Annotated in this window: 22 protein-coding genes; 13 read left to right on the top strand and 9 right to left on the bottom strand. The window is 71.3% G+C overall.

Features of this window, described 5'->3' with window-relative positions; genetic code table 11:
- Positions 1 to 11: 11 nt before the first annotated feature.
- The 7 genes from cysT to Psi02_RS03305 all read left to right on the top strand — a co-directional run bounded on the left by cysT (position 12) and on the right by Psi02_RS03305 (position 6,059).
- A complete protein-coding gene (cysT, locus tag Psi02_RS03275; protein ID WP_203971681.1) occupies positions 12 to 767 on the top strand; it encodes a sulfate ABC transporter permease subunit CysT in 756 nt (251 codons plus the stop codon).
- A complete protein-coding gene (locus Psi02_RS03280; RefSeq protein WP_203971683.1) occupies positions 760 to 1,542 on the top strand; it encodes a sulfate ABC transporter permease in 783 nt (260 codons plus the stop codon). Before cysT ends, Psi02_RS03280 begins: the two co-directional genes overlap by 8 nt.
- Positions 1,543 to 1,544: 2 nt before the next feature.
- A complete protein-coding gene (locus Psi02_RS03285; RefSeq protein WP_203971685.1) occupies positions 1,545 to 2,510 on the top strand; it encodes a sulfate/molybdate ABC transporter ATP-binding protein in 966 nt (321 codons plus the stop codon).
- Between the two features lie 17 nt (positions 2,511 to 2,527).
- Entirely contained in the window at positions 2,528 to 2,920 is a 393-nt protein-coding gene (locus tag Psi02_RS03290; protein ID WP_203971687.1) for an RrF2 family transcriptional regulator, read from the top strand.
- A gap of 54 nt (positions 2,921 to 2,974) precedes the next feature.
- Entirely contained in the window at positions 2,975 to 4,444 is a 1,470-nt protein-coding gene (locus Psi02_RS03295) for a serine/threonine-protein kinase (RefSeq protein ID WP_203971689.1), read from the top strand.
- 95 nt (positions 4,445 to 4,539) lie between these two features.
- A complete protein-coding gene (locus Psi02_RS03300; protein WP_203972309.1) occupies positions 4,540 to 5,472 on the top strand; it encodes an ATP-binding protein in 933 nt (310 codons plus the stop codon).
- Between the two features lie 200 nt (positions 5,473 to 5,672).
- Positions 5,673 to 6,059, top strand: a complete 387-nt coding sequence (locus Psi02_RS03305) for an SCO5389 family protein (RefSeq protein WP_203971691.1) — start codon at positions 5,673 to 5,675, stop codon at positions 6,057 to 6,059.
- A gap of 47 nt (positions 6,060 to 6,106) precedes the next feature.
- On the opposite strand, the gene Psi02_RS03310 is transcribed toward Psi02_RS03305, so the two are convergent.
- The 6 genes from Psi02_RS03310 to Psi02_RS03335 all read right to left on the bottom strand — a co-directional run bounded on the left by Psi02_RS03310 (position 6,107) and on the right by Psi02_RS03335 (position 12,552).
- Positions 6,107 to 6,760, bottom strand: coding sequence for a response regulator (locus Psi02_RS03310; RefSeq protein WP_203971693.1), 654 nt, complete (start codon positions 6,758 to 6,760; stop codon positions 6,107 to 6,109).
- A gap of 1 nt (position 6,761) precedes the next feature.
- Positions 6,762 to 8,822, bottom strand: coding sequence for a sensor histidine kinase (locus Psi02_RS03315; protein WP_203971695.1), 2,061 nt, complete (start codon positions 8,820 to 8,822; stop codon positions 6,762 to 6,764).
- The gene (locus Psi02_RS03320; protein WP_203971697.1) at positions 8,819 to 9,529 is read right to left on the bottom strand and encodes a hypothetical protein; all 711 of its coding nucleotides are present in this window, start codon (positions 9,527 to 9,529) and stop codon (positions 8,819 to 8,821) included. The genes Psi02_RS03315 and Psi02_RS03320 overlap by 4 nt, the downstream gene beginning before the upstream one ends.
- Positions 9,530 to 9,671: 142 nt before the next feature.
- Positions 9,672 to 10,661: an LLM class flavin-dependent oxidoreductase gene (locus tag Psi02_RS03325; protein ID WP_203971699.1), complete on the bottom strand. Its 990-nt coding sequence runs from the start codon at positions 10,659 to 10,661 to the stop codon at positions 9,672 to 9,674.
- A gap of 17 nt (positions 10,662 to 10,678) precedes the next feature.
- A complete protein-coding gene (locus Psi02_RS03330; protein ID WP_203971701.1) occupies positions 10,679 to 11,437 on the bottom strand; it encodes a glucose 1-dehydrogenase in 759 nt (252 codons plus the stop codon).
- A 113-nt stretch (positions 11,438 to 11,550) separates the two neighbouring features.
- Complete coding sequence (locus Psi02_RS03335) at positions 11,551 to 12,552, bottom strand: LysR family transcriptional regulator (RefSeq protein WP_203971704.1); 1,002 nt, start codon at positions 12,550 to 12,552, stop codon at positions 11,551 to 11,553.
- Positions 12,553 to 12,646: 94 nt separating this feature from the next.
- Here Psi02_RS03335 and Psi02_RS03340 point away from each other — a divergent pair, with 94 nt between their 5' ends.
- The 3 genes from Psi02_RS03340 (at position 12,647) to Psi02_RS03350 (ending at position 18,056) form a co-directional block, all read left to right on the top strand.
- On the top strand, positions 12,647 to 13,921 hold the full coding sequence (locus Psi02_RS03340; protein WP_203971706.1) for a pyridoxal phosphate-dependent aminotransferase: 1,275 nt from the start codon (positions 12,647 to 12,649) through the stop codon (positions 13,919 to 13,921).
- A 207-nt stretch (positions 13,922 to 14,128) separates the two neighbouring features.
- Positions 14,129 to 14,794, top strand: a complete 666-nt coding sequence (locus Psi02_RS03345; protein WP_203971708.1) for a GNAT family N-acetyltransferase — start codon at positions 14,129 to 14,131, stop codon at positions 14,792 to 14,794.
- A gap of 268 nt (positions 14,795 to 15,062) precedes the next feature.
- The gene (locus tag Psi02_RS03350; RefSeq protein ID WP_203971710.1) at positions 15,063 to 18,056 is read left to right on the top strand and encodes an AfsR/SARP family transcriptional regulator; all 2,994 of its coding nucleotides are present in this window, start codon (positions 15,063 to 15,065) and stop codon (positions 18,054 to 18,056) included.
- A gap of 272 nt (positions 18,057 to 18,328) precedes the next feature.
- Here the strand turns inward: Psi02_RS03350 and Psi02_RS03355 are convergent, their stop codons facing one another.
- Genes Psi02_RS03355 through Psi02_RS03365 form a run of 3 tightly spaced genes read right to left on the bottom strand, consistent with a single transcriptional unit; the run spans position 18,329 to position 21,461 of the window.
- A complete protein-coding gene (locus tag Psi02_RS03355; protein WP_203971712.1) occupies positions 18,329 to 19,807 on the bottom strand; it encodes a DUF7059 domain-containing protein in 1,479 nt (492 codons plus the stop codon).
- A gap of 24 nt (positions 19,808 to 19,831) precedes the next feature.
- Positions 19,832 to 20,818, bottom strand: coding sequence for an NAD(P)-dependent oxidoreductase (locus tag Psi02_RS03360; protein WP_203971714.1), 987 nt, complete (start codon positions 20,816 to 20,818; stop codon positions 19,832 to 19,834).
- A gap of 52 nt (positions 20,819 to 20,870) precedes the next feature.
- Entirely contained in the window at positions 20,871 to 21,461 is a 591-nt protein-coding gene (locus tag Psi02_RS03365; protein WP_203971716.1) for a TetR/AcrR family transcriptional regulator, read from the bottom strand.
- 223 nt (positions 21,462 to 21,684) lie between these two features.
- Between Psi02_RS03365 and Psi02_RS03370 the strand changes: the two genes are divergently transcribed.
- From Psi02_RS03370 to Psi02_RS03380, 3 genes are all read left to right on the top strand, one after another.
- Positions 21,685 to 22,149, top strand: a complete 465-nt coding sequence (locus Psi02_RS03370; RefSeq protein WP_203971718.1) for a winged helix-turn-helix transcriptional regulator — start codon at positions 21,685 to 21,687, stop codon at positions 22,147 to 22,149.
- A 70-nt stretch (positions 22,150 to 22,219) separates the two neighbouring features.
- Positions 22,220 to 23,005: an SURF1 family cytochrome oxidase biogenesis protein gene (locus Psi02_RS03375; protein WP_203971719.1), complete on the top strand. Its 786-nt coding sequence runs from the start codon at positions 22,220 to 22,222 to the stop codon at positions 23,003 to 23,005.
- 41 nt (positions 23,006 to 23,046) lie between these two features.
- Complete coding sequence (locus tag Psi02_RS03380; protein WP_203971721.1) at positions 23,047 to 23,223, top strand: hypothetical protein; 177 nt, start codon at positions 23,047 to 23,049, stop codon at positions 23,221 to 23,223.
- The last annotated feature ends 85 nt before the right edge of the window (positions 23,224 to 23,308 follow it).

Raw genomic sequence — 23,308 nt, forward strand, 5'->3', positions numbered from 1 at the left:
CCGCGCTCGGCGTGGGCTCCGCGGTCCTCTACCTGAGCCTGATCGTGCTGATCCCGCTGGCCGTGGTCGCCTGGCGGTCGGTCGACCAAGGTCCCGGGTACTTCTGGCGGGCGGTCACCACCCCCGACGCGTGGTCCGCCCTCACGCTCACGGTGGGCGCCTCGATCCTCGTGGCGCTGATCAACCTCGTCATGGGCACGATCATCGCGTGGGTGCTGGTCCGGGACCGGTTCCCGGGCAAGGCGGTGGTCGACACGCTCATCGACCTGCCGTTCGCCCTTCCGACGATCGTCGCCGGCCTCGTGCTCCTCTCGCTCTACGGCCCGGAGAGCCCCCTCGGGCTCAACCTGGCCTACAGCCGGGCCGGCGTCGTGCTCGCGTTGTTGTTCGTCACGCTTCCGTTCGTCGTCCGCACGGTGCAGCCGGTGCTGCTGGAGCTCGACAAGGAGATGGAGCAGGCCGCGGCCTCACTCGGGGCGAGCCCGTTCCAGACCTTCCGGCGGATCATCCTGCCCAACCTCGTGCCGGCGATGTTGTCCGGCACCGCGCTGGCGTTCACCCGGTCGATCGCCGAGTTCGGCTCGACCGTGCTGATCTCCGGCAACCTCCCGTTCAAGACCCAGGTCGCGGCCGTCAACATCTTCAGCCAGATCGAAGGCGACAACACCACGGGGGCGGCGGCGATCTCGACCGTCCTGCTCGTCGTCGCGCTGGTCGCGCTGGTCTCACTGGACCTCTTACAACGATGGGGGAGCCGTCGTGGCTAAGTACGGTCTCCGCACGATCGCCGTCCTCTACCTGTTCTTCCTGCTGGTCCTGCCGGTCGGGCTGATCATCTGGCGGACGTTCGGCGACGGGCTGGGCCCGTTCGTCGAGGCGCTGACCTCCGCGTCGGCGGTGCACGCCTTCCAGGTCACGCTCACCGTCGCGCTGTGGGCGGTGGCGGCCAACACGGTCTTCGGCGTCGGCACCGCCGTCCTGCTCGTCCGGCACAGGTTCCCGGGCAAGCGGCTGCTCAACGCGCTCATCGACCTGCCGATGGCCGTGTCGCCGGTCGTCGTCGGGCTGGCGCTCATCCTGGTGTACGGCAGGTTCGCACCCGTCGGCGGACTGCTCGAGAGCTGGGGCGTCCAGGTCATCTTCTCCACTCCCGGCATGGTGCTGGCGACGGTGTTCGTGGCGCTGCCACTCGTGGTCCGCGCCGTGGTGCCGGTGCTGGAGGAACTCGGCGACGACCAGGAGCAGGCGGCGCACACGCTCGGGGCGAGCCGCCTGCAGGCGTTCATCCGGATCACCCTCCCCGGCATCCGATGGGCTCTCGCCTACGGCGTCGTATTGTGCCTCGCGCGCTCGCTCGGCGAGTACGGCGCCGTCGCGGTGGTCTCCGGACGGCTGGTCGACCAGACCCAGACGCTCACCTTGTTCGTCGAGGAGCGTTTCCAGAACTTCGACCAGCCGGCGGCCTTCGCCGCCGCCACGGCTCTCGCCCTGATCGCGGTGATCACCCTGCTCCTGACCAAGCTCCTGCGCCCGAAGGGTTGACCATGGCCATCGAAGTACGCGACGTGAACAAGTCGTTCGGGACGACGCCCGTCCTTCGCGACGTCTCGATCGACGTCGAGTCCGGGTCGCTCACCGCGCTGCTCGGGCCGAGCGGCGGCGGCAAGTCGACGCTGCTGCGCGTCATCGCCGGGCTCGAGCAGCCCGACACCGGCACGGTGCGGATCTCCGGCGTGGACGCCACCCGCCTGGCCCCGCAGCGCCGCAACGTGGGGTTCGTCTTCCAGCACTACGCGGCCTTCAAGCACCTGACGGTGTTCCGCAACGTGGCCTTCGGCCTGGAGATCCGCAAGCGGCCCAAGGACGAGATCCGCAAGCGCGTGATGGAGTTGCTCGAACTCGTGCACCTGGAGCAGATGGCCGACCGCTATCCGTCCCAGCTTTCCGGCGGCCAGCGCCAGCGCATGGCCCTGGCCCGGGCGCTGGCCGTCGAGCCCGAGGTCCTCCTCCTCGACGAGCCGTTCGGCGCGCTGGACGCGCAGGTGCGCAAGGAACTGCGCACCTGGCTCCGGCGTCTGCACGACGAGGTGCACGTGACCACGGTGTTCGTGACCCATGACCAGGAGGAGGCTATCGAGGTCGCCGACACCATCGTCGTGCTCGCGGACGGCGAGGTGGAGCAGGTCGGCAGCCCGGCCGAGGTGTACGACAACCCCGCCAACCCGTTCGTGATGCGCTTCCTCGGGCCGGTCACCGAGATCGGCGGCAGCCTGGTCCGCCCGCACGACATCGAGATCAGCACCGAACCGGTGGAGGGCGGCACCTCCGCCACGGTCTCCCGGGTCGTGCGGCTCGGCTTCGAGGTGCGGGTCGAGTTGCAGGTCGAAGGCAGGGACGCGTGGGTCCAGGTGACGCGGGGGTTCGCCGATCAGCTGGCGCTCACGTCAGGCGACGTCGTCAGCGTCCGGCCCGCCCCAGGCGCCCGATCGCTGGTCCTGGCCACCGTGTGACAAGACGCGTATAACAAATGCGGCTTTCGGCCAGAACGCAGTACGCCCTGCGTGCCGCCGCCGAACTGGCGGCGGCACCCCCGGGGCCTGTACCCGCCGAGAAGATCGCGGCGGCCCAGGACATCCCCCGAAGGTTCCTGGACAACATCCTTCTCCAGCTGCGCCGCGCCGGGCTGATCAACAGCCAGCGCGGGCCTGACGGCGGCTACTGGCTGGCCCGGCCCGCGGCGGACATCAGCCTGGCCGACATCATCGTCGTGGTGGAGGGGGTCTCCCAGGACAGCGAGCGTTTTCCCGGGGTGGCGGAGCCGCTCGCGGACGTGTGGGGCGCCCTGCGCGACTACGAGCAGGCGACCCTGTCCGAGATCACTCTTGCGCATATCGCGAGTGGTTCACTTCCGCCCCTTTAGTTATGGAAGACTCCCGCTTGCAGTGATATTTGCCCGTGTGTAGAGGCAGGCGAGATGGGTGCTGCGGGGCAGCTGATCGTCAAGCGTTATCGGCTGGTACGCGCCCTCGGCCAAGGCAGCATGGGCATCGTCTGGGAGGGGCACGACACCCTCCTCGACCGGGCCGTCGCCGTCAGGCAGGTGCTACTCCCCCCGGAGTTGCGTGAGGGCCGCAGGGCCGAGCTGACCCAACGACTGGCTCGCGAGGCGCGCCAGGCCGAGCGGCTGCGCCATCCGCACATCGCCGCCGTCCACGACGTCGCGGAGGAGGACGGCACCCCGTACATCGTCATGGAACTGGTCCGCTCCCGGTCGCTCGACGGCATCGTCGCGAGCGAGGGGCCGCTCGCCCCCGAGCGGGCCGCGGCGATCGCGCGCAACGTCCTGTCCGCACTGACCTACGCGCACGCGTCGGGCGTACGGCACGGCGACGTCCGGCCCTCGAACATCCTGATCGGCCATGACGGCCGGGTCCTGCTCGCCGACTTCGGCACCGGCGCCCTGGCAGCCGACCCGGCGTTCGGCCGGTCGGGTCCCGAGCGGTCACCGGCGCACGGGAACCCCGTCAGCGCCACCCGCGGCCCGTCCGCCTTCCTGGCTCCCGAGCGGGCCGGCGGCGGCGCTCCCACGGCCGCCTCCGACCTCTGGTCCCTGGGTGCGACCATCCATCTGGCACTCACGGCGAGGCCGCCCGGCAGCGCTCCGCAGGACGTTCCCGGCCCGCTCGGGACGGTCATGCGCGGACTGCTGGCGAAGGAGCCGCGCAAACGGCTCTCCCCCGAAGCGGCCGAGCACGCACTCGCGGAACTCCAGGTCGCGGCTCCCGTTCCTGCGAGCCCTGCCGGCAGAAGCCGTACGAGACTGATCGCGGGGATCGCCGCGGCGGTGCTCGTCGCGGGAGCGGTCGGCGGATGGGCGATCCTGCGTCCCGGTTCCGGGGCCGCGGTGCCGCGGACCCCGCTCGCGGCCACCGCCTCCCCGTCGGCGTCGCCGTCTCCCTCCGCGTCGAAGAAGCCGGTCAAACCGCTCGCGCTCAAGTCGTACAAGTCGCCGGCGGGCTGGCGTGCGGCGGCGCCCAGGGCGTGGACCCGCAGGCCCACCGACTCCGGGATCCGTTGGTACGACCCCCGGAGCGGGGCACAGCTCATCGTCGAGGTGATCGCGCAGGCGGGCACAGATCCGCTGAAAGAGCTCAGTGACGGCCAGGTGAACCTCCGCCCGACCATGACGGCGTACCGGAAGATCAGGCTCAAAGAGACCCCCAGCACGTACGGCACGGCCGCCGACTGGGAGTTCACCTGGACGCAGCGAAAGTCGCAGGCCTATCTCGCCAAGGGCGTGACCTACCACCAGTACCGCAGGATCATCGCCACCGAGTCCACCACGAGCGTGCTGACCTGGACCACGACGGCCGACCAGTGGGACGGGCTCCGGCCCACGCTCGTCAAGTCGCTCTCCCTCTTCACGCCCCCCGCGATCGGCTGACTCCCCTCCTGACGACTGGCGGCCGCCGTCACTCTGTGTCATCATTGCCATCGAAGGAACGGTAATGGTTTTCATAGCCAGATTGGGTGAGATCCGTGCGGGTGGCGTTCGTCGGCAAGGGCGGGAGCGGCAAGACGACGTTGTCGTCGCTGTTCGCCAGATATGCGGCACAACGAGGTCCGGTCGTCGCGGTGGACGCCGACATCAACCAGCATCTCGGCCTGGCCCTGGGCGCGACGGCGACGCCGAGGCCTCTCGGGAGCATGGTCACCGAGATCAAGGACTACCTCCGCGGCGACAATCCCCTGATCAAGGATGCCGCGTCGATGGTCAAGACGACGCCGCCCGGCCGCGGATCCCGGCTGGTGCGCCTGGACGACCCCTTCTTCCCCTCCACGCAGGCTGAGGGTCTGTCACTCATGGTGACCGGGCCCTTCGCCGAAGACGATCTCGGTGTCGCCTGCTACCACTCCAAGGTTGGAGCGGTCGAGCTCTACCTCAACCATCTGGTCGACGGCCAGGGCGAATACGTCGTGGTCGACATGACCGCCGGCGCCGATTCCTTCGCGTCGGGGCTGTTCACCCGGTTCGACCTCACGTTCCTGGTCGCCGAACCCACCAGGCAGGGCGTGAGCGTCTACCGGCAGTACCAGGAGTACGCCGCGGACTTCGACGTCCCCATCGCGGTCGTGGGCAACAAGATCCAGTCTCCGGACGACGTGCGCTTCCTGCGTGACCACGTGGGCGAGGACCTGCTGACGTGGTTCGAGCACTCCCGGGCCGTCCGCGGCATGGAGCAGGGCAGGCCGTTCACCCTCGGGGACCTCGAACCCGCCAACCGCCAGGCCCTCGCCACCCTGGCCGACCGGCTCGACGCGCAGCCCAAGGACTGGGAGAAGTTCGGGAGGCAGGCCGCTGAGTTCCACCTGCGTAACGCCTCGGCGTGGGCGAACCGGGCGACCGGCGAGGACCTCTCCGCCCAGATCGACCACGGCTTCGTGTACGGCCCGGCCGTCGCGGCCCCATGAACTTGTCGCCTTGAGGCCAGATGGAGGCGCCCTCCGTCCGATCTAGCGTCTCAGTTTGTCGTGCGGTTTCGCATGATCCGCGCGATCCGTGCGATCCGTACGATCGGCGTGGTCGTCCGGGGCCGTGAGCATCGCGGACCCGGACCGGTCGCCGAGACCGTGTTCCTTCCGAGAGGTTCCTTCCGAGAGGAGAAAGTCTCATGTCGCTGACCGTTCCGAACGATCTGCTCGACCAGGCCCGCATGGGGGAGGTCGACGACGCGGCGTTCATCGCGTGCGTCCGTGACTCATTGCCCTACGCCTGGACGACGATCAGCGAACTGGCCGAGCAGCGTGACCGGTCAGGCGCCGAGTTCGCCGACAACCAGGTTCCCCCGCCCGACGAGGCCGCGCGCGGCCAGCTTCTCCGGTGTCTCGCGAGCGACGCCATGCGCGGCGCCCTCGAACGGCACTTCGGCATCCGGCTCGCATTCCAGAACTGCCACCGGGTGGCCGTCTTCCACCCGGCGGCGACGGAGGCGTACGAGGACTTCGTGACCCCCCGCGCCCAGATCCTCAACCAGAAGCCCGAACTCGTCGACTGCTGACCCCGAGAGCTCGGAGCGGCCGACCGGTTCCGGCCGCTCCGAGCCCTTCACTCCCCCGACCCCAGGCCGACGCGCCGGGCCCGGACGATGGCCTGGGACCGGTCGTCGACCCGGAGCTTGGCGAAGATGCTCGACACGTGGTTGCGCACGGTCTTCTCGCTGAGGAACAGGCGGCGGGCGATCTCGGCGTTGTTCAGGCCGTCGGCGACCAGCCGTAACACCTCCATCTCGCGGTCCGTCAGCTCGGGGAGCGGGCGGGCGGCGCGGCCGCTCGCCGGCGCCGCCGTGAAGTAGGCGAGGGCACGCTCGGCGATGCCGGTTCCGAACACCACCTCGCCCGCGACGACTGCGCGGACGGCGCGCACGATCTGCTCCTGTTCCGCGCCCTTCACGAGGTATCCCCTGGCTCCCGCCCGCATCGCCGTGAACAGGGACTCATCGTTGTCGAACATGGTCAGGACCAGCACGGCCACGGAGGGCGCACGGCGGCGCAGCTCGCGGATCGCGTCGATGCCGTTCATCTCCGGCATGTCCAAATCCATGAGGACCACGTCGACGCCGAGCTCCTGTGCCTGTGCCGTCGCGGTCCGGCCGTCCGCCGCCTCACCCGCCACCACCAGGTCGTCCACGTCGGCGAGTGCGGCACGCAGACCGTACCGGAACATCGGATGGTCGTCGGCGAGGAGCACCTTGATCGGCATGTCAGCCCTCCAGCCTCAATGTGGCCTCGACCAGCGTGCCACCGCCCGGCCGGCGGCGCACCTGGCACGTCCCGCCCAGTTCGGCGGCCCGCTCGGCCATCGAACGAAGGCCGATGCCCGCGGGCACGTACGGCTCGACGCCCACGCCGTCGTCGCGTACGGCAAGGCGGAGGTGGTCGGCGTCAGCCCCCAGGTCGACCACGCAGGTGCGGGCCCGTGCGTGTCGTGCCACGTTCGTCAGCGCCTCGAGAACGATCCGGTAGGCGGCGACCTCGACCACCCGCGCCAGTGGCGGCAGGTCGCCGGCCGTCATCACGTCGATCTTCAAAGTGCCGCCGGTGCGGCGCGCGAGGCTGTCGGCGTGCCTGCGGAGCGCGGTGACCAGACCGGCGTCCTCCAGACCCGCCGGATGAAGGTCCGCCACGATCCTGCGGACGTCCTCCAGGCCGCCCAGCACCTCCGACTCCAGCCGGCCGAGCAGGTCCGCAGGGCCGGGGTCCCCGACGGAACGCCGCGCGGCACCCAGCCCGAGCGCGACCCCCGCCAGCGTGGGGCCGAGCCCGTCGTGCAGGTCACGGCGGATGCGATGCCGTTCCTCGTCTCTGGCGACCAGCACCCGGTCCCGGGACCTGCGCAGATCGAAGGTGAGCCGCACCCCCTCCGCCGCGGCGCCGGCATGCCGGGCGAAGTCGTGCAGGAGTCGTTCGTCGGCGGGGTCGAGCCGGCCCTGCCCCTCGCGCAGGCCGATCGTCAGGCGGCCCACCTCATGTCCGCCGTGCCGGAGCGGCAGGTCGATGTGCCGCTCCGGCCGCTCGCCGTACTCCGCCGCCGGAGCGTCCTCACCGCGCAGGGTGACCGCGGCGTACGGCAGGCGCAGGCTGGCGGCGACCGTCCGCGCGATGATCGGCAACACGTCTTCGAGGGCGATGGCGGCCGACAACTGCCGTCCCAGATCGGTGAGGACGACGTACGGGTCACGGCTGCGTCCGTAGATGAGACGGTCGACGCCGCGCTGCACGAATGTCCTCGCCGGTGACAACCCGAGGGCGATCACCACCGCCGCGGCCACCGCGCCCGTGCCCTGGCCGCCGAGGACGTTCGACGCCAGCCCGACGAACAACCCGAAGACTCCGGCGACCAGTCCCGTCAGGGCCACGTAGACGAGCGTGCGACTCAGCAGGCGGTCCGCCCCGAACAGGCCGTGGCGGACCATGGCGACGCCCATCCCCACTGGGAACAACCCCCACGCGGCGGCGGTGACGGCCGGCGAGACCTCCGGGACTTGGGCGAGCACCCCGGGGAGGAAGGAGACGAAGAACCAGCCGATGCGGCGGCGCTCGGGCCCCTCGGCACGGCGCATCCGGATCACCAGCCCCAGCACGCCGACGAGGCCGCACGCCGCGGCGCCCGCCACCGCGACCAGGGCGACCGCGGCCAGTGCGGGCTCCGCCTCGGCGGGCAGGGCGAGAGGGTTGCGCCACCGCGGGGACGTATCGCGCATCGGTTCGGCCCACAGGAACACGGCGAGCGTCCCGATCGCGGCGAAAGCGCAGGCCACTCGCACCAGCGGACGCCACCGAGGCAGGACGGGCCCGCCGTCGGGGAACAGCAGAGTGATGACGCCGATCCCGAGCATCACTCCAGGAAGCCAGGCGTAGGCTCCGAGGAACGCGCCGCCGCCGGCGAGGGGCAACGGCGGCGTCCGCTGCGCGTACTGCGCGCCGAGGTTGGACAGCCCCTCGATCTGGCCCTCCGCGACGAAGACCCAGCCGAGCGCGTGGCCCGGGGTCGCGCGTATCACGACCATTCCCACCAGGGCGAATGACAGGGCGACGACCGCCCCCGTCACCTCGTTCTCCTCGATCAGCCCGTCGAGGCTCTGCCCGTTCACCCCTGCGAGGACGGCCCACAGCGTGACTTCCACGACGGCGGCGACGCCGAGCGCGACGGCGATCGCGGGCCGGGCGGCACTGATGCGGGCACGAAGACGGGCACGGCGAGAGGTGACCGCCTGCGCGGCCACCTCCGCCGGACCGGAAGACGCGGGCTCCGACGATGTCACGATCGCTCCACCGCGTGGACCCCGCCGCCCATGTCCTCGGCGGGCCGCCCGGCCCGAACGCCTCGGGCCCGCAGCAGCGAGACGGCCATCCACAGCAGGCCGGCGGCCGCGATCACCGTGGTCGGGAACGGCAGGCTGACGATGTCGGCCGCCTGGAAGGCGACCAGCAGAAGGACGGCTGCGCGGGGGAGGGCGCGTGAGCGCCACACGGCCACCATCATCACGACGATACCGATGAAGGCGCCGGCGAAGAACATCATCGTGAAGACGGTTCCTGGCAACGAGGCGTCCGGCCCGTCCCCGATGGCCGCGCTGAACGCGGCGGCGTCGACCTTCCCGCTCTGCGCGACCATGTACGCCGTCAGCCCGACACCGGTGATGACGGCCTGACCGGTCAGGCCGAAGACCAGCAGGACCGCCCCCGTCCAGGCGAGCCGCGGTGAGCGCGCCCGGGCCAGGAGCAACCACAGCGCCGTGGCACCGGCGAGGAAGGGAGTGGCGAGCATGTCGGCCGTGAGCGCGACTCCCGCGGGACCCGGATTCTCGGCGATCCAGGTCTGTGAGGCCACGCCTTCCAGCGACGGCTCCACGAGGTCGGCCAGGAGCCAGAGCAGACCGGCGAGGGCGAGCGTGAGCGCGCCGGCCGCGCGGGCCCCTCGGCTCCATGACGTGGCGGGCGATGCGGTACGGGTGGCTGGTGTCGTCATCGGACTCTCCGTTCGTGGGGGTGTCCACAGAACGGTCCACCGGGACATGTCCCGGCCGCATCCGCCCGGTGTCCCGGCCACGACCGGGCGGGTCATCGGGGAGCCGCACCCGCCCGGGGCGCCGAAACCCGGGCGGGACGCGTCAGACGGCCGCCAGTGCGGGGAGCACTTCGGAGCCCAGACGGGCGATGTTCTCCAGCGTCCGGGCATGGTCGCCGCCGCCCTCGACCAGGAGGATGAGATGACGCAGCCCGGTCCGCTCCACCGTGGCCCGGATCGTCTCCACGCAGTGCTCGGGCGATCCGACCGGATGAATCCGGCACAACTTATCCACATACTTGTGGATATCTCGGCGCGGTCGTGGCCGGTCGTCCACAGGCCGGTAGCCGGCGAGCCCCGGACCGAGCCACCGGGGCAGGGACTCCTTCATCTCCCGTACGGCCAGAGCCGTCGAATCCGCCACGTGACCGACGGCCGCCGCGACGTGCCCCTGGACGTTGGAGTCGGGTGACGAGGCCCGGTAGTCGTCGAGCATGGCGGCCTTCTCCTCGTCGTCGACGTGCATGCCGAGGAGCATCGGCAGCCCCCGGTCGGCCGCGAGCCTGACACCGGCGGCCGATGTGCACGCCACGACGGGCGACATCCGCACGGCCGGGACGAAGGGGACCTCACGGAAGCGGAAGAAGGTCCCGTCCGCCGCGACCGAGTCGCCCCCGAGCGCCGCGCACAGCAGGTCGAGCGACTCGCCGAAGCCGGACTCGAACCGGTCCAGGCCCGTGCCGAAGACCTCGAGGTCGACCCAGGGCCCGCCCCGGCCGACGCCGAGGCGGAACCTCCCGCCCGACACGTGCCCGAGGATCGCCGCCTGCTCCGCGAGCGCGACGGGGTGCCATGTCGACAGGACGCTCACCGCCGTCCCCACGGTGATCCGTGTCGTACGGCCGAGCGCGACGGCCGCGAGCGTGGTGGCCGAGGGGCATACGCCGTACGACATGAAGTGGTGCTCGGCGATCCACGCGTCGGCGAACCCGGCACGCTCGGCGGCCACGACGGCCTCGACCGTGTTCCGGAGGACCTCGCCCGGCGCCATGCCGGGGAAGCCCGCGGCGACGAGGAAGACACCGACGCGCACCCCGCGCCCCTGCCCGGTCAGCGGCCCCCGCCGTTCACGTAGAGGGTCTGGCCGCTGACGTACGACGCGTCGTCGGAGGCGAAGAAGGCCACGACGGAGGCGATCTCGTCCGGCTGGGCCACCCGCCGCAGCGGGATGACCGAGGAGGCGGCGGCCTGGTGCTCGTCAGGCGTGGATCCCACGCGGAAGGCGGTGGCCTCGGTCATCGCGGTCGCGACGTAGCCGGGCGCCACGGCGTTGACCCGGATGCCGAACGGCCCGAGTTCGAGCGCCAGGGTCGCGGTCAGCCCCTGGATCCCCGCCTTGGCCGCCGCGTAGTTGGCCTGACCGCGGTTGCCCAGGGCCGAGCGGCTCGACAGGTTCACCACGGCACCCGACCTCTGGTCGACCATGTGCTTCTGCACGGCCCGCGTGAGCAGGAAGACACTTTTGAGGTTGACGTCGAGCACCTGGTCCCAGTCGTCCTCCGACATGCGGAACAACAGGTTGTCCCTGGTCATCCCGGCGTTGTTCACGAGCACGTCGACGCGGCCGAACTCGCCGACCACCTGCGGAACGAGGGCCTCGACCGCCGGGCCGCTCAAAACGTCGCAGCCGAACGCGACGGCCGTGCCGCCCGCGAGAGTGATCTCATCGACCGTCGAGGCGCAGCGGTCGGCCGTGTAGTCGACACAGGCCACGACCGCGCCCTCCGATGCGAGCCGTCGCGCGACGGCGGCGCCGATGCCCTGGGCGGCGCCTGTCACGATCGCGTACTTACCGATAAATCTCGACATCATCGTCCTCTACGTCAGGGATACGTCGGTGCGGGTAGTGCCGGATGACTGGTTCGGCGGGGACAGGGGGCCGGAGGAATCCGTCACAGCAACGTACTCCGCCCGGCGATCCGTCACAGGGGTGCTCCTCCGGCGCCGTCCGGAGGGCTGCGGCGCGAGGGGCCGCGGTCCGGGTCGTCGCCGTCCCGGTGTCCACGCAGGTGTCCGAGGTCGGTCACCAGGAAGCGCGCGGCGACGTGGATCGCCCGGAGCGTCGCGGCGACGGACGGCCGGTGCACGCTCGACTCCCTCGCCACCGCGTAGACGTGCCGCTCGATGGGTTCACCGGGAAGGTCCCTGACGGCGACCCCCCTGACGCCCGCGGCGAGCGCCAGGGCGGGCACGGCGGCGATCCCGATCCCCCTGGCCACGAGGCTCAGAATGGTCCCGAGCCCCTCGAACTCCCACGCGACGGGAGCCGCTCCGCCCGCGGCGGCCAGCAGACGGTCGACGGCGGTGCGGGACGGCTCGCCCTCCGGCGTGGCCATCCACGGCTCCTCCCTGAGGGCGGCCAGGTCGATGGGCACCTCGGGATCGGCCATCGGGTGCCGCCGGGGCACCACGAGGACCAGGGGATCCACCAGCAGCGGGAACGTCCGCACCGAGGTGTCGCGGCGCACCCGCCCCCACCAGTCGTCGATCAGGGCGATGTCGACCTCGCCCGACTCCACTTCGCGCATGCCGCGCCCGGACCGGCTCTGCCGCAGCCGCAGCGACAACTCCCGGTGGCGCCGCAGCGAGCGGGCGAGCGCGGGCGCGAAGGCCACGGCCGCGGTGGGGAACGCGGTGACCACCACGCGCCCTGACGGCGTGGCCGTGTGCGCCGACAGGTCCGACTCGGCCGTCTCCACCATCGCGAGGATCCGCTGAGCGTGGTCGACGAGACGCCATCCCGCGTCGGTGAGTTCCGCGCTCCTGGACGTCCGGTCGAGCAGGGCCGCGCCGGCCTCCCTTTCGAGCGCGGCGAGTTGCTGGGAGACCGCCGAGGCGCTGTATCCGAGCGATGAGGCCGTCGCCGCGATGCTCCCGCGCCGGGCGAATTCGCAGATCAGGATCAACCGGCGCAGATCGAGCATCGGTCTTCCTTACTCCCGGCACCTGAAAGCCTCGCTTGTGCTGATGCCTATACCCCGAGACCCTGGGAACGTTCCGCCAATATCTGGAGGCATAGTGAATGTCATCCTTTCAGCGACATTGGCGGCGAACGAGGACATCGTCCGAAGGCGCCGCGCTGGGCACCGCGTCCTCAACCTCGCCTTCGGGGAAGCGGGCCTGCCCGTGCACCCGGCACTGCGGAACAGGCTCTCCGAGGCCAGCGGGAACAACGGCTACGGCCAGGTCGCGGGGTCTGCCGCACTGAGGGAGTCGGCCGCCGGCTACTGGGGGCGGCGCGGCCTGCCCACGGACCCCGACCTGGTGGTGTGCGGCCCCGGCAGCAAGGCCCTGCTGTTCGGCCTGCTCCTCGCTCTCGGCGGCGACGTCGTCCTCCCGATGCCGAGCTGGGTGAGCTACGCCGCCCAGGCCGAGATCGTCGGCGTGCGGCCCATCCTGCTGCCCCCGCCCCCGGGCGAGGGAGGCGTTCCGGACCCGGACCTGCTCGGCCCGGCCGTGTCCGAGGCCAGGTCGCGAGGCCGTGCCGTCAGATCGGTGCTGGTCACCCTGCCCGACAACCCCACAGGCCGGCTCGCGAGACCGGAGACCGTCCGGAGGCTGGCCGTCCTGGCACGGGAGCTGGACCTGATCATCATCTCGGACGAGATCTACCGGGACCTCGTGCACGATCCCGCTGCCGTGTTCGCCAGCCCGGCCGATTTCGCCCCCGAGCGCACGGTCATCACGACCGGGCTCAGCAAGAGCCTCGCGCTCGGCGGCTGGCGGACCGGGACGGCCCGGCTGCCCGGGGCCGGCCTCCGCGACCGGCTGCTCGCGCTGGCCAGCGAGATCTGGTCGACCTCGCCCGCCCCGGTGCAGCAGGCCGCCGCGTACGCGTTCGGCGAGCCGGCCGAACTGGTGCGCCGGGTGGCCGACAGCCGGCGGCTGCACGGAATCGTGGTCCGCGCCGTCGCCGACCGCTTTGCCCGATCAGGCGCCCGCGTGGAGCCACCCCAAGGCGGCTTCTACATTTACCCCGAAATATCGTCGTTCGCGTCGTCGACAGAACTCGCCGCCGAACTGATCGAGAGACACGGCGTCGCCGTCCTGCCCGGCACGGCCTTCGGCGACCATCCGCACACGAACAGGATCAGGGTCGCCACCAGTCTGCTGTACGGCGAGACGGCCGAGCAGCGGCTCGCGGCCCTGCACGCGGACGACCCGCTGCGACTGCCCTGGATCGACGCCTCCCTCAGGCATCTGGAGGAGGCGCTCGAAGGGCTCGGCAGGTGTGGCGGCGAGCGTTCGACAGGCGCCGCGCGCACCGGGACGGCTGCCGTGACACGCCTCTGACGGGCCACGCAGGCCCCTTCCTCGAGGCGCCTCGGTGAAGTACGCGATCTTTGCCCAAATCTTTACCTGGGACCCCCGTCTGGACGGCCCGAATTCGCCCGCCTGACCTGCGGTTTTACCATCCATCCCGGGGCTTAACCTGAGCCACCACAAGATGTCTCGTGTCATTTAGCACCAGGCATCTTCCCAAGCCCTCATCATGTGCTCATGCCCGCTTTTGTCACCCTGTCCGGGCGCTCCGTGCGCCTGGAACCGCTCAGCCTGGCGGTGATCGACGAGCTCGTCGCCGCTGCGAATGAAGACCGCTCCACGTACGCCTTCACTCGCGTTCCCGCAGGCCGGGACGAGATGGTCTCCTACGTGGAGGCCGCTCTGGCTGAGCACGCGGAGGGCCGCACGATGCCCTTCGCCATTCGGTGGCTGCACACCGACCGCATCGTCGGTGCCACCCGTCTGATGAACCTCGAGTACTGGCAGGGCCCCATGCCCTGGCCTCCGGGCGCCAAGGGGAATATCGGCGAGGTCCCGTCCGTGGCGGACATCGGTTACACCTGGCTCGCGGCCGCGGCCCAGGGAACCGGCGTCAACCGGGAGAGCAAGTTCCTGATGCTCTCGCACGCCTTCGAGACCTGGCAGGTTCACCGGATCACCCTCAAGGCCGACGTACGCAACACCCGATCCCGGGCCGCCATCGAAGCCCTCGGCGCACAACTTGACGGTGTGCGACGGGCGGACAGCCGAGGCGCCGACGACACGGTCCGAGATACGGCGTACTACTCCATTCTCGACCTCGAATGGCCCGCCGTTCGAGAACGGCTCCTCACGAGGCTCGGCCTCGTGCAAGAGGTGGAAGAGGAAGTGGAAGCGGCCTGATCTCCGGCCCTGCGAATCGGCGCGGCTCCGCTGGAAAGGGGCGGGCCGCGCCGCACCCGGGCGACATCCGCCCTTCCATATCAGCTGCGTGAGGCGGTGGCCGCCCCCGCAGGGGCCACCGCCTCACGGTCACAACATCCCAATCAGGGCTCAACGCCCGATTGACGGTGAATCAACGCTTCGGTTAACGAGAGCCCCCCTCACTATTGGACAAGCCCTCCAGGATCTATCATTTGGACGGAAAATTGTTATTGGGAGACAAGGGCACATGCCAGGTGACGCCACCGAGAACGGCCTTCGCTTCGCCGTGCTCGGACCCGTCCTCGCCTGGCGTGACGGCGTCGAGCTCGACCTGGGAACGCCCTTGCAACGCTCCATCCTCGCGATGCTGCTTCTCCGGGAGGGCAGGGCGGCCACACCGGGCGAGCTGATCGACGCGGTCTGGGGAGAGGACGCTCCCCCGCGGGCGCTCGGCGCCCTGCGCACCTACGTCTCGCGCCTTCGCACGGTCCTCGAGCCCGACCGGTCCCGTCGCACCCGCCCTGAGCTGCTCACCTCCGTCGGGCGCGGCTACGCCCTGCGCGTCGAGCCCGCGTGGCTCGACCTCGGCGTCTTCCAGCGGGAGACCTCAGCGGCCGAGGCCGCCCGCCGTTCGGGGAAGGCCGGCCACGCAGCCGAGCTCCTGCGCGGCGCGCTCGGGCTGTGGTCGGGCGAGCCGCTCGCCGGGGCGGTCGGACCGTACGCCGAGCAGCAGCGCGACCGGCTCATCGAGCGCCGCATCGGCACCGTCGAGGCGTTGATGGAGCTCGACCTGGAGCTCGGCAGGCACGCCGACGTGGTGTCGGAACTGATCGCCCTCACCGCGCAACATCCGCTCCGTGAGCGGTTACGGGCCCAGCTCATGCTCGCCTACTACCGGTGCGGGCGGCAGGCGGAGGCGCTGTCCGTCTTCACCGACACCCGGAACGCGCTGATCGATGAGCTCGGCATCGAGCCGGGGACCGAGCTGACGGACCTGCACCGCCGCATCCTGGCGGCCGACCCGTCGCTGGCGCCCGCGAAACCGGCCGAGCCCGTACGGCAGGCCCCGGCCGAGCCGTCGGAAGAGGACCAGGCCGAGGCGGAGCCGGTCGTCGAGATGCCCAAGCCCGCCCAGCTTCCCGCCGCCGTCACAGACTTCACCGGCCGCAAGAGCCTGGTCAACCGGCTGCTGACGCTTCTCGGCGGCGGAGAGGGCGTGCCGGTCGCCGCGGTGTCCGGCATAGGCGGCGTCGGCAAGACCACGCTCGCCGTCCACGTGGCCCACCTGGCCGAGGATCTGTTCCCCGACGGCCAGCTCTACGCCGACCTGCGGGGATACGGCAACGAGCCCACGCCGCCCGAGACCGCGCTGGTGGCCTTCCTGCGCGCCCTCGGCATCCCGGTCGACGTCATACCCGACGGTCTGGCCGAGCGGTCGGCGCTGTTCCGCTCGCTGCTGGCCGACCGCCGCATGCTGGTGCTGCTCGACAACGCCCGCGACGCCGAGCAGGTCGAGCACCTGCTGCCCGGCTCGACCGGCTGCGCGGCGATCGTGACAGGCCGCGGCAAGCTGGCCGACCTGCCCGCGGCCCGGCTCATCGACCTCGACGTGATGGAGCCCGACGAGGCGCTCTCGCTGCTGTCTGCGGTCGCGGGGCCCGACCGGGTGGCCGCGGAGCGTGCCCCCGCCATGGACGTGGTCGCCGCGTGCGGCTTCCTGCCGCTGGCGGTGCGGATCGTGGCGTCCCGGCTCGCGGCGCGCCCGTCCTGGACGGTGGCGTCCCTGGTCCCCCGGCTGGCCGACGAGCGCCGCAGGCTCGACGAGATGAAGATCGGCAACCTTGCGGTCTCCGCCACCTTCGCCCTGGGATACGGCCAGCTCGACCCCCACCAGGCCCGCGCGTTCCGCCTGCTGTCGTTGCCGAACGGATCGGACATCTCCGTGTTCGCCGCGGCGGCCGTCCTCGACCTCAGCCCGTTCGAGGCCGAGGACCTGCTCGAGTCGCTCGTCGACGCCAGCCTGCTCGAGGCGCCGGCCCCCGGCCGCTATCGCTTCCACGACCTGCTCAAGCTCTTCGCGCGCCGCAAGGCCGAGGAGACCGACACTCCGGCCGAGCGGACACTGGCCCTGCGGCGGCTTCTCGGGTTCTACCTGGCGTCCTCCAGGTCGGCGCACCGCCTGGCCTACGAGGGCAGCGCGATCGCCGACAGCCTGGTCGACGTCGGCGTCCGGGGCCACACGTTCGCGTCGGCTGACGAGGCGGTGGCCTGGTTGTCGGCGGAGGCCGAGGACCTGTTCGCCGCCATCGGCCACGCCGCGGAGTCCGCCGGCTCGGCGGACGGCCTGCTGCCCGCCGCCGACCTGCTGCTCGCCTTGGAGCCGCTGCTGGAGTCGGGGACCAACCAGCGCGAGTTCGAGCAGCGGGGAGCGCTCATGCTGGCCGCCGCACAGCGGGTCGGCGACCGCCACAGCGAGATGCGCTGCGCGTACGTGCTCGGCCGTGTGCTCTTCGGGGCGAACCGGCTCGACGACGCCGAGCACCGCTTCCTCGGCGCGCGGACGATCGGCGAGGAGACCGGGGACCACATCGTGCTCGGGGAGACCTGCAACGCCCTGGCCGTCGTGGCCGGACGGCAGCGCCGCCACGTCGAGGCCCTCGAATGGTTCGACCGCGCGACCACGGTCTACCGGCAGGTCGGCAACCCGGCGGGTGAGGCCCTCGCCCTGAGCTACTCGGCGCGTGACCACCTCGGCCTGGGACGCCCGGACGACGCCATCGCGGTCTCCGAGCGCGGCCTCGCCATGTTCACCGAGATCGGGAGCGGCGCCGGGATCGCCCGCGCCCGCTATCACCTCGGCATCGTCCTGTCCTACGTCGGCCGGCTCAACGAGGCCGTCGTCCATCACGCCGAGTGCCTGTCCTTCTTCCGCGCCAGCAACCAGCGCGTCTGGGAGCAGCGGGTGTGCTACCGCCTCGCGGCGACCTTCATCTCCGCGGGCCGGTTCGCCGAGGCTGCGCGCCACGCGGAGCAGGCGCTGATCGTCAGCCGGGAGATCACTCACCCGTACGGCGAGGCGCAGTCGCTGACCGCGCTGGGGAAGGCCCTGCGCGGCGCGGGCGAGTTGCCGCGCGGCAGGGACGCGCTAACCAAGGCCCTCGACATCTTCAGCCGGCTCCGATCCCCGGAGGCCGAGGACATCCGGATCCTCCTGCGGGAGTTCGACCAGGTCGAGACGTAAGTCGTCGTCCAAGCGCGTCATCCGGATGTGGTTGATCACCGTGGTCTCCGCTTCCGGCGTCCGCGCGGGCCCGTTCCGGAGCCCGCGCTGGGGGTGGGGGGATCGCCCGGCCGGTCGTCCGACCGTCACCGGACGACAGGGGCCCGGTTGTGTCCGGAGCGCCCGGTGACGGCCAGCCGCCTCGCATGACGACCGGCCGGGCTTGGCCCGGATCTCGTTGCCCCCCAGACCCGTGCCCACCACCAGAGTCGGCCGCGGTGGTCAACGTCTGATCAACGCGTGTTTGCAACCCTGAGGAAGCCCTCGGCGACGAGCGTGCGCAGCGCACCGGGCGCGCGTTCCAGCAGTTCGGCGGGGTCGGCGTCGATGATCTCCGCGATGGCGGCGAGCAGCGGCCGTACGGGCAGGTCGCCGTCGCAGGCTCCGGCGAGGGCCGCCTCCACCGTCCCGACCGTCGCCGTACGGCACAGCCCCCGGGTCTGCCGCAGGACGATCCGTGACGGGTCCTCGGCCCCCGGCACCCCGGTGCGCTCCTCGACGAGCTCCCCGGCCACCGTGAGGTAGGCGTCGAGCAGGTCCTCATCCGAGATCCGATGACCGGTCCCGATCGCGCCGAGCACGTCGTCCACGTACTCCCCCACGGGAAGCTCGACCCGATGGGTCAGCTCCTCCACCCGCACCACGGGGTCCATCGAGCCCGAGTCGTGCAGGGCGATCCAGCCGAAGCCGATGCCGGTGACGTCCAGCGACTCGAACCACGACAGCCACTCGTCGTAGCGCTCCCGATAGGCCGCGGTGCCCTGCTCGGCCGAGTCGCGCAGCCACAGCTCCACGTATTCGGCCGGATCCTGCACGTCACGCTGTACGGCCCAGCCGTCGCAGCCGGTCTCGGTCAGCCAGCCGCCCACCCTGTCGCGCCAGTCCTCCCCTTTGACGTGCAGCCAGTTGGCCAGGAACCGGCCATGGCCGTCCTGGGCGAGGTGGCGGGGCGTGCGCCGGACGAGATCACGGCAGAAGTCGTCGCCCTGGAAACCCGACTCGCGATAGGAGAACCGGCCCGCCGGCGAGATCACGAAAGGCGGGTTCGAGACGACGAGGTCGAACAGCTCCCCGTCGACCGGGTCGTACATCGAGCCCTCACGGGCGTCGACCCCGCAGACGCCGGACAGCAGCCAGCTCAGCCGGGCCAGCTCGAGGGCCCTGCCGTTCACGTCGGTCGCGACGATCTCGTCGGCCCGTCCGGCGAGGTGCAGCACCTGCACGCCGCATCCGGTGCCGAGGTCGAGCGCCCTGCCGGCACGCCCGCCGGCCGCGAACTGGGCGAGGTTGGCCGAGGCGCCGCCCGCCCCGACGACGTGGTCGGGCCGCAGCGCCGGATCCCCCGGCCTGACCTTCCGGTCGGAGACGACCCAGGCGAGGTCGCCGGTGCCGGTGTCCCACGGCTGCAGGTGGACTCCGGCGCGCACGGTGTCGCCCAGCCGTACGATCAGGCCCGCCTCGGCCAGGCCGTCCAGCGGCAAGCCCGCCGATTCCGCCGCTGACGCCTCGACCGGCGCGCCGAGCCACCACAGCCGGATGAGCGTGGCGAGCGAATCGCCGTCCCTCGTGGCCCGCAGGGCGGGGACGGTCTCCTCACGTGCCAGTGCGCCCGCGGCCACGTCGCCGAGCCGCTCGCGCACACCGTCGATCGTGTAACCGGCCTCGGCGAACCCGTCGCGGAGCCGCAGGACCAGGTCAGATGGGGGAAGCACGGAAAGAAATCTATCGCGGCCGCATCAGCCCATCGCCGGCCAGCAGGCGTGCAGCGGCGCCTCCCCGCGCAGCAGCCTGGCGATGTCGTCGACCAGCAACTCGGCCTGACTGAGCTCGGTCTCGTCGGTGGCCTCGCCGAGGTGCGGCGTCAGCACGACGTTCGGCAGGCGCATGATCGGGTGCCCCGGCTCCAGCCATTCCCGCTCGAAGTGGTCGAGGCCCGCACCGCCCAGGTGCCCCCAGTGGAGCGCGTCGACCAGCGCGGCCAGGTCGTTGACGGCCGCCGTCGAGGTGTTCAGATAGATGGCGCCCTTCTTCATCAGGGCGAACTCGCTGGGGCCGATGAAGGTCCGCGTCTCCCCCGTGACGGGGACGTGCAGGGACACGACATCGGCCTCGCGCAGCAGGTCCCGCAGGTCGTGGGTGGCCTCCGGCATGAAGGGGTCGGCGGCGATGACCCGCATCCCCAGCCCTTCCGCCCGCCACCGCACGGCCCGGCCGACCCGGCCCAGGCCGACGATGCCGAACGTGCAGCCCGCCATCCGCCGGCCGCGGAGCCGGTGACGGGGGGTCACGCCGCCCCTGAAGACCTCGCCGCTCCGGATCTCCCTGTCGGCGGCGGCGATGTGCCTGCTCACGGCGAACAACAGGCCGATGGTCAGCTCGGCCACCGCGTCCGCGTCGCGCTCCGGGGCCCACAGGACGGGGACGCCGCGCCGCTCGGCCAGGCGCAGGTCCACTCCGGCCGCCGTCCCGACGCAGGCGACGACGGTCAGCGGCAGGTCCAGCACCGGGGCCGTCACCTCGTCTCCCGCGACGACCAGGATCGACGCCTCCGACGCGACGATCAGGTCGGCCAGGTCCTCGCCGGCGAACCCGCGGCCCGGCCGGCCCGCGCCTCCGGATTCCTCCACGATGTCGGCGATCTCACGTAGGTGGGCGAGGGCACGCTCGGGAAGTTCGGCCAGGACGAGCGCCCGTGGCCGTCCGAGATCATGTCCAAATACCACAATCGAGACGATATCCGGTCACCACCGGCATCACTTCGGGGTGGTCCGGCCGTCAGGTCATCCGGAGGCTGTTCCAGGCCGCCTCGCCGAGCCCGCGGATCTCTTCGTCCGTGGGCTGGTGGGCTCCCGCGAACCACAGGCGGCACATCTCCTGGGCCGGCCCGAGCCACAGGACGTAACACATCGTCGGGTGGACCGGCTGGAGGAGCCCCTCCTTCATGTGGGGCCTCCACCAGTCGGCGACCTGACGGAAGAACGCCCGCCGCGCGTCGTTGACCTCCGGGCCGCCCGGTTCCTCACGCTTGGGCGGCCGCTCGCTGATCAGCAGCCGCGCCCGCTCCGGATGATCGCCGCACCAGGCCATGTGGAGCGCGACGATGGCCTCGATCCCGCTCCGGGCGTCGTCGTGACGGGTCAGTTCGCCGATGAAAGCCTCCTGGTACGCCTGGAGGATCTCGGCGTACAGCACCCCGAAGACGTGTTCCTTGCTCGCGAAGTGGTGGTAGAAACTTCCCACGCTGACGCCGCTCTCCTCGCGGAGGCTGGCGAGCGTCGTGGCGGACACACCGTCCTGGCTGAACCTGCGCAGCGCACCCTCGATGATCCTGGTGCGGCCGTCCCGGCCGTGCTTCGCGCTCTTCACAGGGTCAATGGTGACCTAACAGAACCTTATTCTGCAAATGTGGTCGGGATTTCGGGTCTCGACCCGCCGCGCGACCCCTGCCATTGTCGCAGTCATCAGACTTCCCCGACACCCCGCCCTCCGCCCCGAACGGCCGCGTGGGCCGCGGATACCGGAGGGTCGCCATCTGGGTCTTCCAAGTAGACTTAGATGACGGGAAGGCAGTGGAATTACGATGCGTGACATGCAGCACATTCGAGTGGACAACTGCTCGATCGAGCGGACGCTCGCCGTCATCGGCGAGAAGTGGACGCTGCTGGTCCTGCGCGAGGCCTTCAACGGGGTCCGGAGATTCGCCGACCTCCAGGCCCGAACCGGCGCGCCCCGGCAGGTGCTCAGCGCCCGGCTCGCCGGGCTCGTCACTGAGGGCCTGCTGCGGAAGGAGCCCTACCAGGAGCCCGGGCAGCGGCAGCGCGACGAGTACCGGCTCACCCAGAAGGGCCTCGACCTCTACCCGATCATGATCGCGCTGACCCAGTGGGGCGACCGCTACGTCGCCGACCCGGAGGGCCCCGCGGTCGTCGTCACACACCGCGACTGCGGCGAACCCGTCGAGGTCAGACTGCAGTGCGCCAAGGGACACGAGGTCGGCGGCGCGCGCGAGGCCACCGCACGGCCGGGCCCAGGCCTCCGGCTCCGCTCCGCCTAGAGGCGATCCGCCGAGGGGCCCGACCCGGGCTGAGGGCGGGACCGCGCGGCGGGCTGCCTACGCTGGTCACGTGTACCGGTTCCTCCTCACACCGCGCTGGCTCGGGCTTCACGTGCTCGTGCTGGTGCTCATCCCCGCCTTCGTCTTCCTCGGCCGATGGCAGTACGGACGGTTCGAGGAGAAATCAGCCGCCGGCGACCTGATCACCGCCAACCTGAACAGCGCGGCGGTGCCCCTGGCGACCCTGGACCGGGTGGGCGGAGCCGTCCCGAACACGGTGAAGTACCGCTCGGTCACCGCCGCCGGGCACTACGACACCGCCCACGAACTGGTGGTGAGGCGGCGAACCCAGAACAGCGTCCTGGGCTTCTACGTGATCACGCCTCTCGTGACCCCCCAGGGAACCGTCCTGGTGAACCGGGGCTGGGTGAAGGCGGGGGCGACCGCCGACGCGCCTCCCGAGGTGCCCCCTCCGCCGCCCGGCGACGTCACGGTCACGGGACGGCTGAGGCCCACCGAGACCGAGGACTCCAGCGGCATCAGGAACCGCGCCGGACTGCCCGCCGGTCAGGTCCTGCTCATCAACACGGCCGACATCGGCAAGTCGCTGCCCGATCCGCTGTTCGGGGGCTTCGTCGAGCTGACCGGGCAGTCGCCGCAGACGGCGACGGCGCCCGAACCGGTCCCCCAGCCTGACGTGAGCGAGGGCGGCGGGCTCAACCTCGCCTACGCCGTCCAGTGGTGGTTGTTCATCGGCGTGGCCGTGGGCGGGTGGGCCCTGCTGATGCGCCGCGAGGCACACGACCTGCAGGCCGCCGCCGACGATCCCGCCCGCGAGGGCGCCCCGACTCCGTAGGGTTGGACGGAGAGGCACTCTCCCCGAGTTTCGGAGGCCCGATGCGCTCCCTCGTCTGGATGAAAGACGCAGGCGCCGATTACGCGGAAGTCGACTTCGCCGAAGGATTGGCGGCGACGGGCACGGCGGTATGCGCCGACCACCTTGACGGAGCCCTTGACTGCGACGCCGGCGGCCTCGTGATCGACTACCCCGGACCGGCCCGTGCCGTACGGTGACCGCCCAGGTGGGGGCATGAGGACATCGCCGGGTGAACGAACGGATACCAACCGGAGACCTTGCAGCTTGTTCGGTGTTATCCCA

The organism is Planotetraspora silvatica (assembly GCF_016863315.1).
GTDB lineage: Bacteria > Actinomycetota > Actinomycetes > Streptosporangiales > Streptosporangiaceae > Planotetraspora > Planotetraspora silvatica.